The 14468-nt window shown below is 43.2% G+C and carries 13 protein-coding genes; 4 read left to right on the plus strand and 9 right to left on the minus strand.

Annotated features, from left to right (window positions below):
• The first annotated feature begins 50 nt into the window (after positions 1–50).
• A complete protein-coding gene (locus V7L05_RS21805; protein WP_335167042.1) occupies positions 51–1403 on the plus strand; it encodes an RNA polymerase factor sigma-54 in 1353 nt (450 codons plus the stop codon).
• 469 nt (positions 1404–1872) lie between these two features.
• Here the strand turns inward: V7L05_RS21805 and V7L05_RS21810 are convergent, their stop codons facing one another.
• Positions 1873–3057, minus strand: a complete 1185-nt coding sequence (locus V7L05_RS21810; RefSeq protein WP_335167044.1) for an anion transporter — start codon at positions 3055–3057, stop codon at positions 1873–1875.
• Positions 3058–3218: 161 nt separating this feature from the next.
• On the minus strand, positions 3219–4487 hold the full coding sequence (locus tag V7L05_RS21815) for an MFS transporter (RefSeq protein WP_335167045.1): 1269 nt from the start codon (positions 4485–4487) through the stop codon (positions 3219–3221).
• Between the two features lie 285 nt (positions 4488–4772).
• Here V7L05_RS21815 and V7L05_RS21820 point away from each other — a divergent pair, with 285 nt between their 5' ends.
• Positions 4773–5942: a homocysteine biosynthesis protein gene (locus V7L05_RS21820; protein WP_335167047.1), complete on the plus strand. Its 1170-nt coding sequence runs from the start codon at positions 4773–4775 to the stop codon at positions 5940–5942.
• A gap of 121 nt (positions 5943–6063) precedes the next feature.
• Here V7L05_RS21820 and V7L05_RS21825 read toward each other — a convergent pair whose 3' ends face one another.
• Positions 6064–7092, minus strand: coding sequence for a hypothetical protein (locus tag V7L05_RS21825; RefSeq protein WP_335167049.1), 1029 nt, complete (start codon positions 7090–7092; stop codon positions 6064–6066).
• 379 nt (positions 7093–7471) lie between these two features.
• Between V7L05_RS21825 and V7L05_RS21830 the strand changes: the two genes are divergently transcribed.
• Entirely contained in the window at positions 7472–8365 is an 894-nt protein-coding gene (locus V7L05_RS21830) for a tetratricopeptide repeat protein (RefSeq protein WP_335167051.1), read from the plus strand.
• On the opposite strand, the gene V7L05_RS21835 is transcribed toward V7L05_RS21830, so the two are convergent.
• From V7L05_RS21835 to V7L05_RS21855, 5 genes are all read right to left on the minus strand, one after another.
• Positions 8342–8506 (minus strand): histidine kinase, encoded by a 165-nt coding sequence (locus V7L05_RS21835; RefSeq protein ID WP_335167053.1) that lies wholly within the window; start codon positions 8504–8506, stop codon positions 8342–8344. The genes V7L05_RS21830 and V7L05_RS21835 overlap by 24 nt on opposite strands.
• Positions 8503–9123 carry a TMEM165/GDT1 family protein gene (locus tag V7L05_RS21840; protein ID WP_335167055.1) on the minus strand — a complete coding sequence of 207 codons (621 nt, stop codon included), beginning with the start codon at positions 9121–9123 and terminating at the stop codon, positions 8503–8505. The genes V7L05_RS21835 and V7L05_RS21840 overlap by 4 nt, the downstream gene beginning before the upstream one ends.
• A 314-nt stretch (positions 9124–9437) precedes the next feature.
• Positions 9438–9890 (minus strand): DUF29 domain-containing protein, encoded by a 453-nt coding sequence (locus V7L05_RS21845; protein WP_335167057.1) that lies wholly within the window; start codon positions 9888–9890, stop codon positions 9438–9440.
• 112 nt (positions 9891–10002) lie between these two features.
• Positions 10003–10527: a hypothetical protein gene (locus V7L05_RS21850; protein ID WP_335167058.1), complete on the minus strand. Its 525-nt coding sequence runs from the start codon at positions 10525–10527 to the stop codon at positions 10003–10005.
• A 219-nt stretch (positions 10528–10746) separates the two neighbouring features.
• On the minus strand, positions 10747–11706 hold the full coding sequence (locus V7L05_RS21855; RefSeq protein ID WP_335167060.1) for a protochlorophyllide reductase: 960 nt from the start codon (positions 11704–11706) through the stop codon (positions 10747–10749).
• A 225-nt stretch (positions 11707–11931) separates the two neighbouring features.
• Between V7L05_RS21855 and V7L05_RS21860 the strand changes: the two genes are divergently transcribed.
• A complete protein-coding gene (locus V7L05_RS21860) occupies positions 11932–13293 on the plus strand; it encodes a lipid-A-disaccharide synthase-related protein (protein ID WP_335167062.1) in 1362 nt (453 codons plus the stop codon).
• 80 nt (positions 13294–13373) lie between these two features.
• Here the strand turns inward: V7L05_RS21860 and V7L05_RS21865 are convergent, their stop codons facing one another.
• Entirely contained in the window at positions 13374–14096 is a 723-nt protein-coding gene (locus V7L05_RS21865) for a response regulator transcription factor (RefSeq protein WP_334832339.1), read from the minus strand.
• Between the last annotated feature and the right edge of the window lie 372 nt (positions 14097–14468).

Consider the following 14468-nt stretch of genomic DNA (forward strand, 5'->3'; position numbering starts at 1 on the left):
TAAGCATTTTTCCTACTCTCTGTGTCCTCTGCGCCTCTGCGGTTCGTATCATGAATTCCTTAAACTCAGCATCTACACTAGAAACCCACCTAGAAACTCAAACTGTTATTTACCCAACTCTACGGTATTTAGTTCGCTTTTTGCCGTGGGATAGTAAACGAGTATTGAACTATTTTCGAGAAGAATCTAAACACAATCCATTTGTAATAGAAAATTCTGATTTCCAGAACAGCGAAGTACTTTTAGACGATATTCTACCTAATTGGTATAGTCCCACCGCACAGGAATTAAGTCTAAGCGAGCATCTTTTTGGACAAATATCAGCTTTATCAATACCATCCAGACAACGTGAAGCCTTAACCTATTTAACTCAATGGTTATCAAACTCTGGTTACTTAGAAGAAACTCCAGAAGCTTGGGTAAATGGTAGTATCTGGAGTCCAAAAGAACTAGAAGCTGTTGTACCTCTCCTCCAAAGTTTAGATCCACCTGGAATTGGTACGCGCTCCCTGCAAGAATGTCTGTTATTACAACTCAAAGACCAGCCTGAAACCCTAGCTTTTATACTAGTTAAAAATTATTTAGAAGACATAGCAAATTGTATTGGTAATTCTTCAGACTCAAAGCACAATTGTCAAGTACTTTTGCAAAAACTGCACCAAAATCACCAAAACATTGATATTGACATCGAGAAAATCACCGATGCTATTCATGAGATTCAAGAATTAGAACCCCGTCCCGCCAGAAACTTCGGTGGTAGCGATGCTCCCATCGTCACTCCTGATTTAAAAGTTGAGCTAATAGCTGGAAGTTGGCAAATTTCTTTAGCCTATGAAGTCAAACAACGTTTTTGTCTGAATTCCGAAGCCATTAAGCTTTTCCAGGAATCACCGAAAGCAAGGCGAGATACCCAACAACTAGAAGTATTATTACAACAAGCTAGAAGTTTACTCACAGCTTTGCAACAATGGCAGGAAAATCTGCTCAAAGTTGGTAAATTTTTAGTTGAGCGTCAGCAAGCTTTTTTGCAGAGTCGGGATAAATTAGATTTGGTGTCTACCCCTCAGCAATTAGTAGCTCAATCAGTCGGACTTAGTAACTCTACAGTCAGCCGGATTGTGCGGGGACAGTATATATTAGTTTGTAACCAACACAGTCGGATAATTCCGTTGCATTCACTATGTGTTCCTGTAGGAGTAGGCGGACGTACTCCTCAACAAATCCAACAGATGCTATTACAGTTAATTGTAGAAGAATCACCCGCCAATCCTTATACTGATGAGCAATTAGCCCAGCTTTTAAAAATCAGATTTTGTCTGCCAATCACTCGCAGAACAGTCACAAAATACCGTAAAATTGCCGGGATAAAGTCATCACATTACCGGAAGTTGACTGATAAGTAGATAGAAAACAGGAGCAAAAAGCAGAGAAGTCACTGGAAACATGGAAGTTGAGCCTTTAAGTCTGAACATTGCACCTTTAAGTCTGAACATTGCACCTTTAAGCCTGAACATTGCGCCTTTGAGCCTGAAATTTTAAGTTTGATTGTTGACCAATGACAATAGGACTTACGCAAAATATCTCTCAAACTCTAATTTCTCCGTGTCCTCTGCGCCTCTGCGGTTCGTTATTCCCTAACTCGTGCGTAAGTCCTGGACAAATGACCAATGACAAATAACTATAGGACTTACGCATTGACAAGAAAGAGTGAATATATATAACGCGAAAAACCACATTTTTCGTAGGGGTTTAGCATTGCTAAACCCCTACAGCATGGTCTATTTACGATCCAAGGATAATTAACAAAGCCTGAAACAACCTATTTTGATTGATGCACATCATGAGGAATTTGTACAGTGCGTAAGTCCTAAACTAAATCCAATAATAAGCCAGGATAAGAGTCACAACAGTTAGCGGTAGACCAAAACGTAAATGTTCCCAGAATGACAACTGATAACCAAGTTTTGCAACAGCCTCAGCAACAATTAAATTAGCAACTGAACCTAACAAAGTTAGATTACCTGCCAAAGTAGAACCTGCTGCTAATAGTAACCAGGTTTTTGTGTCTGGATGGGGAAGTAAATGTTGTAATAACAATACTGCTGGAACATTAGAAACTAAATTTGAAAGCAGAGCAGTAACTCCTAATATGCTCAGTGGACTATAAACTAAACCGCCAAATAAATTCAATATTCCTAATTTTTCCACTCCAGCAGTCACAATAAATAGTCCAGAAAACATCACCAGTAAATCCCAATCTACTTTATTTAAAACTCGTTGCGGTTTGATTCGCCTAGTAATAAACAGTAAACTAGCAGCTACAAGTGTTGCTTGGGCTGGAGGTATTCCAATTAAGAATGCAATTAATAGTCCTCCGGTTATCAATAGGCTTTTAGTAAGTAACGGTTTAAATACGCGGTAACGCACGGGGGTTACACTCGGACAAGACTTAGTTGAACGGACATCAGGATAAAGCCACCACAGTAACCCAATTTGAATCAACAAACTTACTAATGCGATGGGAGTCAATGCTTTAGCAAAATCAAGATAGCTGATACCAGAGAAGGAACCAATCAAAATATTTTGCGGATTACCACTTAAGGTAGCCACTGAACCCAGATTAGTTGCTCCCGCCAAGGCAAGTAAGTAAGGAATAGGATTGAGTTTCAAAGTTTGGGTTAAACCGAGAACCAAAGGAGTCAAAATTAGAGCGATAGTATCATTCAGAAAAAAAGCCGAGAGAATCCCACTGCCAAAAGTTAAAACAACCAGCAAACCTAAAGGACTGCGGGTAAAGTGTGTAACTGTATCAAGAGTTAGTTGGAAAAAACCAGCGTAAGCTAAGTTTGTGCTGATTACCATCATGCCAAACAGGAAAATCAGCGTTTTATAGTCTATCGCTTGCCATGCTTCTTTGAGGTCTAATACCCCGAATGCCATCAGCAAAGATGCACCAACTAAAGCAATACTGGCTCGGTTCATCCGCAAACCAGGTAGATATCCTAAACTCAAACCTATATAAGTCAGCCCAATGATGATGTATCTGAAAACAATCATGATTTCGCTAGATTCTTTTTACTCAGTAGTCATTGGTCATTGGATTTTAGTGCATACCCCGCCCCTTGTGGGCGAAAAAACTTTGTCTTTCATCGGACTAATTCAAACCACGTTCAAGAGTGGGCGTGCTTTCTCTTGGACTAATGACTAATAACTAATGACTAATGACTCCGCGAAGCGGTTTGATGTGATGCTTTTCTATTAACTCCTGTTTTTGTTTCAGGTACACAGAACCAAAAAACTCCTAAAGCCACAACTGCGATCGCTGCTAAAATCAAAAAACCAACATTATAACCAGCACTTTTAACCACGAACCCAGCTAATACATTACTCAAACCCGCACCAACACCAATGGCAGTGTTGAGCATCCCTTGGGTAACATTAAAGCGTCCTGTGCCTTTAGTCAAATCAGCTACCATCAACACTGAAAGCACACCAAAAATCCCGCCTGCAATACCATCCAGAATTTGCACAGAAACGAGAAAATAGGGATTGTCTGAAAGCGTATACAGCACTCCGCGAATCGGTAAGACGGCAAAGCCAAGCAGAAATATGGGTTTTCGGGCTGCATTTGCGAAACGCCCAGCCAAGTTGGACACTGGAATCATTACTAACTGAGCGACAATGATACAAGCAGACATATAAACTGTGTCACTTGCCCCTTTACCCTGCGCCAATTCTTGACCAACTAGCGGTAACATAGCAGCATTGGCAAAGTGAAACAGAACTACTGCAATAGTAAAAAAAAGGATTTTGCGATCGCTTAATAATTGCAATATGCCTTCATAGCGCTGTTGATGTTTTTCTTTATCCTCCTGTTCGCCCTCTTCTCCATCTCCACGCGCTAGTTCGTGGTCAATCTCTCTTTCACGAATCATTCTCACCGAAATAATACTGCCCACAGCCATAGCTGCAACCAGGAAAAATATTGCCTTGCGTGCAATAAAGTAACCTGCTAAACCAGCGAGAACAGCAGCTAGCAGATTACCTGCATGATTAAATGTTTCATTACGACCTACCCGCCGATCTAATCTCTCATGTCCTACAAGTCCCAGAGTAATCGCAGTAATCGCAGGTGGGAAAATAGCTGCTGCAATCCCGATCGTGATCTGAGAACCGATGACAACAGGCAAATTGGGGAACAAGCCGATAGCGATACAGCCGATAGAAACAAACACAGCCGCCAGTACAATCAACATCCGTTTCTGACGTAGCCTGTCAACCAATGCACCAGCTGGTGTTTGGGCAATAACTGTGGCAATTGTCGAAACTGACATCGCCATTCCAATCTGAACAGGGTTCCAATTTTCTGAAGCTTTTAGGTAAATACTCAGATATGGCCCAACACCATCGCGCACATCTGCGAGAAACACATTCAAGTAATCAAGCGATCGCAAACTCTTCTTACTTGGTCTTCGCTGTTTTTGCATAAGTCTTTAGTGATATTTTGTGAGCTATGGAACAATACGCCTAAGCATATTGGGCTGAGGTCACAATACTCTTATGCAAAAATCGTGCCAAATCTACAGGGCAGTAGTACTAAATTGTTAACTATTTCGAGAGCAAATTATACAAGAGACTCCATGATCTGCGCTCACAAGGAGCAATAAAAATTTCTTTTCCCTACTCCCCACTCCCTACTCCCCACTCCCCACTCCCCATTATCAAGATATCCTTCAAAAAGGAAGACAGCAGGAAGCACTAGCACTGATAAAATGCGAACAATTGCAGAAATTAATGAGAAAATCAGCCGCCAACGTGCGGTAGTATTGACAACTGAAGAATTAAAAGCACGAGTTGTAGAAATCGGTGTTACTAAAGCTGCTAAAGAAGTTGATGTAATTACCACTGGTACCTTTGAGCCGATGGAATCAAGTGGTGCAATTATCAATCTGGGACACACTGACCCCCCGATAAAAATTCGCCGTTGCTGGTTAGATGGCGTGCCAGCATACTCTGGTTTTGGAGCAGTAGATTTATATTTGGGTGCGAGTTCTGCTATGGAAGCGATGGACGGGGAAGAAGTCCGAGAACGCGGCGGCGGTCATGTAATCGAAGATTTGATCGCTGGTAAACCCATACACGTAAAAGCCCAAGGACAAGTAACAGATTGTTACCCCAGAGCAAATTTTGAAACTACAATTACCAGTGACACAATTAATCAGTTTTATCTATTCAATCCGCGCAATCTTTATCAAAATTTTATTGTTGGTGTAAATGGTGGCGATCGCCCCCTCTTCACCTATCTAGGCCCTTTACAACCGCGTCTGGGGAATGCCGTTTACTCTAACCCCGGTGCGATTTCCCCCTTACTCAACGACCCTGATTTGCAACTCGTTGGTATAGGGACTCGAATTTTTTTAGGCGGTGGTGTTGGCTATGTCGCCTGGGAAGGCACTCAGCACTTCCCGTTACAAAAGCGTTTAGCTAATCGTACACCAATTGGACCTTCCGCCACTTTAGCTTTAATTGGTGATGCCAAGCAAATGGATGCTCATTGGGTGCGGGGGTGTTACTTCAAAAGTTATGGCCCCTCAATGATGTTAGGCGTTGGTGTCCCACTCCCTGTATTAAATGAACAAGTAATTGAACACTGTGCCGTGCAAGATCAAGACTTAGTAGCCCCAATAGTGGATTTTTCCATTCCCCGGCGGGTCCGTCCCACCTTTGGCTTAGTGAGTTACGCCCAACTTAAATCTGGACGGATCACCATTGAGGGCAAAGCAGTACGCGTTGCCCCCTTAGCGAGTTTGTTTTTTTCTAGGCAAGTCGCCCTAGAGTTGAAAAAGTGGATCGAAGCAGGTACATTTACCCTTACAGAACCAGTTTCCCCAATTCCGATGGAGCGATCTTTTCTACCCCAAGACCGTCGGACGGATTTTTAAGAGTGGGGAGTGGGTAGAGACGCGATTAATCGCGTCTGTAGCAAGTAGGGGAGTGGGGAGAAGAATTAATAACCAATGCTCCATGCCCCATGCTCCATGCCCCATGCCCCATGCCCCATGCCTAATCTTGAGTCGGTTTTGGTCGCTTGATCGGCTTAGGAGCGGGCGTTTTTGGTATAGGTTTTGACACCACAGAGGGGTCGCCACCTGCGCCTGTTTTCTTGATAGGACGCGGGGTTTCGCCAGTGCGTCTGGGGGGGAATGGTTTTCTCCCACCAGCACCACCAGGACCGCCAGCACGAGGGCCACCTTTGAATGGTGGTTTGCGTTTTTTGGGCAAGTCAGCGATCGCCTCACCTTTTTCTACTACCAAAACGTCAGCTTCTCGCTTGGCTTGGAAGTCCCAGAACTTTCCTACTGCTTTGGTGGTCAGCACACCCCTTAATTTCAACTTAAAATACTTGGGTTTGTCAGTTGATTTCCGTGGAGCCTGCCTAATTTTGACTACCAAGCTTTTAGCGTCAAAAGACTGGTATACTACTTCACCACGAACAGAAAAACCACCATCTGCAACTTCTGATGAAGGTATTAGGGCAGTTGTACTTAATTCAGAGTTTTCGGATAAGCCATCATCGGGTGTCTCTAACTCTTGCAACTCCAAATCTGACTCGTCGTCATCTGTTGAGTTTTTAGCCAGATTTTCTGGCTCCCAAACTCCGACGATTTGGATATGCAAGGTATCATTTTCTTGCCTAGTACGTGGATATACTACCCACAAGTGTTCTTTTTCTAAGTCTAGGTGATTCTTGACTAAGCTCATAATCCGGCCTAGGAGGACGGCATTGAGTTCTACACCATCTGCGGTCAGCAGCGTACCTTGAGTAAATTGTTCACTGCTAGCATGATAGCGACCCCGGACTAACCCGATCGCTCGATATTGCATCGGCTCACTGGGAGGCGGAATCGGTTGCTGTCGATTGACCAAGTTCCCATTTGAGTCAGTCTCAATCGGGTTGACAGGCGAATTTTCAACTTCTTTAGAGGAGTGGGCTGCTATGTGAACATTAGCGGCTGCCTCTATGTTAGTTGGGCCCTGGTTAGAGGCAGAAGAATTGGAGGATTCAGGCAACGGCATCAGGTCGGAATTCATAAAAACTCCTTGCGGCGGAGACACATCCCATTGTGGGATTTTACAAAGGCAGCTGGAAAGAGCATTTGTGCGACTGATGAAAGTATATTTACTTTTCACAAAGTCACACCAGAGTACTCTAAAACAATCCTAAAGGCGCTAAATTTAGTGTTTATACACTAAATGTGTAATTTAGGGCCTCAACACTAGTTTCGGAAGCATATCATAGCTACAATTCTGACGGCTCCTCCTAAAGTCATCACTTACTTTAGCAGTGTGGATAGTTAATTGTTATAAAATTCACAGGCAATTGGCGGTATTCCGCAAAGTTTTGGAAATTTTTAACTTTACGATTTGTGTAAATGATAATGTCATTAGAGTTTAGGAGAAAGACAAAACTGTGACTCAAACACGCAATCGCTGGATAGTTCAAGTCGTCTTGGCGCTGGCAATTCTTGCTTTTGTGGGTGTTTCGGTGATTCCCATAATTGGAGCATTTAATAATACGCCACCGTCAAGCCAGAATTCCGTTAGCACCAGAGGCAGTTTGTCCTCTGCTGACCAAAAATCAAAACTCGAAGACGAAGCACGGGGTTATGAACAGGTTTTGCAAAGGGAACCAGAAAATCAGACTGCGCTTAAGGGCTTATTACGGGCGCGGCTACAATTACTGAGTCAAAAAGAAAAAAGTGAGGTTAAGCCAGCTGATATCCAAGTCGTCATTGAACCTTTAGAAAAGCTAGCGAAGCTGAATCCCGAACAGTCAGAATATTCAGTGCTACTGGCTCAAGCCAAACAGCAAATTGGCGATCGCGAAGGAGCCGCTCAAGCTTATCGTTCGATTTTGTCCACAAAACCTGGTGATTTGAAAGCTTTGCAAGGAATGGTGGCTCTGTTGATCAGTCAGCAACGCCCCGAAGCAGCCATTGGTTTGTTGCAAGAAACCCTCTCTAAAGCACCGCAAATAAATACAATTCAGCCTGGAAGTGTAGATACAGTAGGCGTGCAGGTGCTGTTAGGTTCTGTTCACGCTTCCCAGAAACGCTACGCTCAAGCTAGCTCTGCATATGACCAGGCAATTAAGAAAGATCCGAAGGATTTTCGCCCCGTTGTCGCAAAAGCGATGCTCCTGAAACAACAGGGTAAAAACGCAGATGCAAAACCTTTCTTTGATCGTGCCGCAGCTTTAGCACCTGCTGAATACAAAGACGAAATTAATAAGGCAGCAACGGTTTCCCCGATTCCTAATCCTGCTGCATCTCCCGCGCCTTCATTGGAAAGTACGCCTAAGTAATGGGGAGTGGGCATTGGGCATGGGGCATTGGGCATGGGGCATTGGGCACTTGTACTGAGCGAAGCCGAAGCATTGGGCATTGGTTATTAATTCTTCTCCCTCACTCCCCCTGCTCCCTGCTCCCCTGCCTCTTCCGCTCACGCTCCCTCAATGGCAGCAACGACACCAAAGACTAAAAACAGGCATCCGCCAATCAGGGTGAGTTGACGCTCAGAAATGCGTCCGGCAATCATTTTGCCACCGATAACTGCGATCGCAGCACAAATGGCATGTCCTAAAATTGCACCTATTGTCACTCCAATTGGATTATTACCTGCTGCTAGGGCAATGGTGGCAATTTGCGTGCGATCGCCCCACTCTGCCATAAATGTCAACGCAAAGGCTTCTATTATAATTGCTAAGGAAGTCTTTTGCTTGGGTAACTGCAAATCTGCTTTTTTCACCGCAGCTTCGGCTTCTTCTACAACTTCTGTATCACAAGCAGCAGCAGACATCTTACTAGCGTCATACAGCAGTTTGATACCAAAGGCAATAAATAAAGCTATTTCGGCGTAATGAATATAAACTTTTGGTAATAAAGATACCGCTTGTCCAAATAACACCGAAAGGATTGTCATCGCGGCTAAAGCAGCTGTCACACCTGTAAATACCAGCCGCCGTGGGTGGTGCATTGCTAGAATCACAGCAATAAAAAATGTTTTATCGCCTAGTTCTGAAACTGTAATTAGTAATAAAGCTGCGGTAAAAGCTGTTAACACTCTCTCAAGCTCCTGAAGAATCGTTTACCGATGTGAAGCTTGATGAGAACCAAAAGACCTCACCAAGTTTCACACTTTTCGGTGTGAACTTAGTGAAGGTCTCGCTTTCAAATATTGATTATTTGCCACCTGAACCAGGCTCATCGCCAGTATGTTGATTCAGATGTACTGGCTTTTTATTTTTTTAGCCAGCAGCTACTCCCCTTCTATGCAAATTCTATTATATATCATTCTTTAGGTAGAAGTCAATAGGAGGGAATGGAGATATATATCTGTAGAGAGAGTGAAGCGGCACATACAGCCCGATTCAGTGTTTAGTGAGGTAAAAACTCATCATTTGTGACTTCTGGTAGCTGGTATGGACACACCATAGGAAAGGATTCCACTGACAAACCAGTTTCAGCTTTTGCTTGCTTAACCGCTTGTGCATAACACTCACCAAAAATGCTCTCAAGATAGGATTTGAGACTAGGCGAATCATCTAGAGCTTCTTTGACACGTCTACGATGTTCAATGATGCTTCCTTCCCAACTACCGCTTCTTTTTTCCGGTTGGAATTGCCATTTGAGCAAATGCACCAGAATTACAATCAGATTACTCTTGAGACTCCGACGCTCACTCCTTCCCATGTCGGCAATTTCTTCGATGAGGTTTTCCCAGTCGACGTTTGGGTAGTCGTGACTTTGCAATTTTTCCACAGTCGTTTGTATCCATTGCAAGTAATCAGCCTCATATAGCGTTTGGGAATGCGCCTTTAGAGAAGACATGGCAGTTTCCATAAGAAATGTTTAGATAATATCTCGCATATCTTTACAATTAAGATCGGTGCGTTAACTCAGTGTAACGCACCCTACTGACTCTGGAAGAATGCGATATTACCTACTTTCTAGGAAAACCAACATATTTTAGATTTTCTGGCGACCAATTTTGATAATAACGGGTTTTAAGCAATAGTTCTGAAGCTGTTTTAATACTTTTGTCAGTTTGGATAGTCAGGTGTATGTAAGGCGCTTGTCTTGTATAAACTCCCTGAATATTAAACTTATCATCGGAATTTCCAGCAAAGGCAATCAAACCTGTAGGAGAAATAATTTTATTTAAACTTTCTGCAAATTGCTTACTCTCATCCAGTGTCATTACCTGTTTATCTGGGTGAATAATCAACATAACTTCGTAGCTTAACGACGATCTGAAATCATCGATTAACTTGAACAGATGTGAATTTAAATTAAGGTCATAATGAGATGAAAAGCGATAAACTTGGTAAAGGATATTATTTTGGAGACGTGCTTTTTCGACAAAGGGGCAAACGGGCATATTGCCAAAAACACGATGCGGCTTTTCCAGAAAGTCCTGCATGTATTCGACCATGCTATTGATGATTTCCAAATCAGAATTTATCATGCAATTTTTGCTGCTTTTGCTTACCTATAAATTAAGTTTTTGCTGCATCGGATTACGAAAAACTATAATTTGATTTTTTATATCATAAATAAAGCTATCAATAAAGTCAGAGGTGATTTAATAATCACCTCAAAAATTGTTTACCTGCACATAATGCCAATTCATTCAAAAAATTGGATCGATAAATCATGCACAAGGGTAACGCCACCTTCTGTCTGATCACGCAAGTCCAACCAACTTGGCGCTGAGTTCCCACATGCGCTCGGCTTTTTCGTCATCACGGGCTTGAGGAGAGACTTTTTGAACAAAGGACTTCCCATCTTTCTTCTGGCGATTTCCCCAACTCCAATAAGCACCAGATTGATTGTACTCAGGATCGGCAACCACCGCAGCAACCCGTTCTCCTGCCAACTCCTGAGACACGTATCCCCCAGTGATGTACTTCTGGAATAATGGGAAGATTTTCTGAAACAGAGGATAGTGGTTTCGGAATAGCGGCGTTTCTGCAACACATCCGGGATAGAGAGAATTGAAGACGATACCGGTTGACTCGTGATAGCGCTGATGCAGTTCCCGCATAGTCAGAACGTTACAAACCTTGCTGTCTTTGTAAGCTTTGACTGGTTCAAATTTCTTACCATCAATCATCGAGATTGGCTCTTTAAACCCTTCTGCAAAGCCTTTCAGTTCGCCCAAGTCGGGACGCGGCGGAATCTTCCCACCCAACTCGTCTGGATTATGCGTGACGGTTCCTAAAATGACCAGCCTTGGCTCTGAAGATGACTTTTTCAGATCCTCTAGCAAAAGGTTGCACAATAAGAAATGTCCCAGGTGATTTGTGGCAACGCTTAACTCGTAACCTTCTGGACTGCGTAACGGCTCCTTGATTAAGGGCATATAAATTGCGGCGTTGCACACCAAAGCATCTAGGGACTTGCCAGTTGCTCGGAAGTTCTTCACAAACTGTCGAACGCTTTCCAAGGAGCCAAGGTCGATATGTATGCTGGTATAACTGTTGTAGGGGATTTCCACAGCTTGGGCAGCTTTTTGTGCTTTCGCTAAATCCCGACAGGCCAACACCACATACCATCCCCTTTCAGCAAGAGCTTTTGCAGCATACAAACCCACGCCCGAAGAGGCACCCGTAATTACAACCGTTGGCTTCTGATGTTGTTCCATTCTGTTGAGCTTTTATTGACTGTCTCTAGGATCTCACACCAGTGAGTTTTACCAACTATTTTTGTCAAATTTAGTTTAAGACTTGATAATAAATAACCATCTAAATCAAGCGCACTTTGTCGCCGTTAGCTAGCTTAATCTTGTCATCAAAAGTTTCCGAAAGTTCCAAAAACCATTTACAGTGTAGCCCAAGCGATCGCTGTTAATTTTGATATTTTGTTTGTTATGAGTAATGTATCTCGGTTATCCCTAGCTTCTAACTCGCAAGCTGCAACTTTTCCTTTGCGGTTACTTGTATTAAGTAATGGTCACGGGGAAGATGTAATTGCAGTTCGGATTTTGCAAGAACTCCAACGACAACCAAACCCACCAGAAATCTTTGCTTTACCTCTGGTGGGTGAAGGACGCGCTTATCGACAGTTGGATATCCCCCTCATCGGTTCAGTCCACACTATGCCTTCTGGCGGCTTTATTTATATGGATGGCCGTCAATTAGCGCGGGATGTACGCGGTGGTTTATTGCAACTTACCCTCAGCCAGATTAAAGCTGTCCGCCATTGGGTGAGTTCTCAAAAAAAATTAGGTCATAAAAGAGCGATTTTAGCTGTGGGAGATATTGTTCCCCTGTTGTTTGCAACTTTCAGTGGCGCTAATTATGCTTTTGTGGGTACGGCCAAATCTGAATATTATGTCCGAGATGAGGCTGGACTATTACCACGAAGATCCAAAGGTGCGCGTTGGGAAAACTTTTCGGGTTCAGTTTACCATCCTTGGGAACGTTGGTTGATGAGTCGTCGCCGTTGTCAGGCGGTGTTTCCTAGAGATGCGCTGACGACGGAAACATTAAAACAATGGCCAATTCCAGCTTTTAATTTGGGTAATCCCATGATGGATGGTCTAGAACCGACCTTTTCACGCCAACAATTTTATAGTCAGGATAGCCAACAGCAAGAGACAGTTCGACCTTTAATGGTGACTCTTCTTCCTGGTTCCCGTCCGCCAGAGGCATACGCTAACTGGGAAATAATTATGATTGCCGTATCTGCTTTGATGGCAAGTTTCCAGGAGCGAGATTCGGTGTTTTACACTTCTAAAACGGTGGTATTTTTAGGTGCGATCGCTCCTGGTTTAGACTCTCATATTTTATCCCAAAGTGTGCAATCCCAAGGCTGGCGAACTGAATCAGCATTTCCTATCCAAATTTCTGATCCAAATCTCTTGACGTTTAAACAAAGAAATGCATATCTACTGCTGACACAACAAGCCTATAATGATTGCTTGCATTTGGGAGATTTAGCGATCGCAATGGCAGGTACAGCTACAGAACAGTTTATTGGTTTAGGGAAACCTGCGATCGCGATTCCCGGTAATGGCCCACAATATAACCCTGCCTTTGCTGAAGCTCAAAGTCGTCATTTAGGCTCATCTTTGATTTTAGTCGAGCAGCCAGCAGAAATTGCGAAGGTCGTACAGTCCCTCTTCAAAGATCCTGATATTTTGCAAATTATTGCCGAAAATGGTCTGCGGCGTATGGGTAAACCAGGAGCCGCACTACGCATTGCGGAATGTTTACAGGAACGATTTTGAATGGGCATTGGGCATTGGGCATTGGGCATTGGGCATTGCTTATCCCCCTCATCTCCCTCATCTCCCTCATCCCCACTCCCTCACGCCACCAACCCAGAACGTAGCGCCCTCACAGCCGCTTGAGTACGGTCATCGGCACACAGTTTATTGAGAATATTACGAACATGGGTCTTCACAGTACCAACTGTTATGTAGAGTTTCTCCGCAATTTGCCCATTACTACATCCAGCTACAATCAACTCTAGGATTTCCAATTCCCGTTGAGTCAGGGGGTATGTTTCCAAAACTTGCTCATATTCTGACGCTAGCGCCTCAATTTTTACAGTCTTCGGCTTATCAGAATTTTGACTCTCTCCAGGAATACCTTGCCGCATCTTCCGCAATACTACATTGGCAATTGCCGGATCAATCCAAGAGTTCCCGGCATGAGTTGCTTGGATTGCCTCCGTTAATTTACTGATGCTTGTTTCTTTCATGTAATAAGAATCAGCACCCGCCGCAAAAGCTGCAAGTACAGCATCCTCTGTATGATCCATTGTCAGAATCAGAATCTTTGTAGTCGATTGCCCAGTTTCAGCTTGGTAGCGTTTGAATTTACGGGTCAGTTCGATGCCATCCATATCAGGCAAGCCGATATCTACAACAGCTACATCTGGCTTTGCCGTTTCTAAAAGTTTTAATCCTTGGGTAGCATTTGCTGCTTCGCCAATTACTTTCAATGCACTGTGAGACTGTAATGCCGCTCGTAGCCCCATTCGCGTTAAGTCATGATCTTCAATTAAAATAATGCTAATTTCATTCATCGCTACACTCACTCTTTCGCTGTTTGCCTCTTTCAATGTATTACCTTTTGTAAGTGCTATCTCTTATTTTCCCATACCAAAGATAGATGATCTTTGCAAAAGTCTGCATCCATCGAGAGAAATAATAAATATCCGATTTTTTTATATTTCGATAGAGGACAAATCTAGCTGGAGATATATGGATACTTGCACAAAAAGTATGAAATATTGAAACGAATCCCAAATTGTTCCGCCTTGGTTAGTGTTCAGCTTTGAGTTGGTAATTTTCCAAACAGTAGAAGTCCAGTCACACAGGTCTGGCAATCGCTTACGAAAATTGTCGAAATTCCAGGAGGTAGGATTACTTGACTATTCACAAATAGGTATAGGCAG

Origin of the sequence: Nostoc sp., from assembly GCF_036917755.1 — a bacterium.
In the GTDB taxonomy this organism is placed as follows: Bacteria; Cyanobacteriota; Cyanobacteriia; order Cyanobacteriales; family Nostocaceae; genus Nostoc.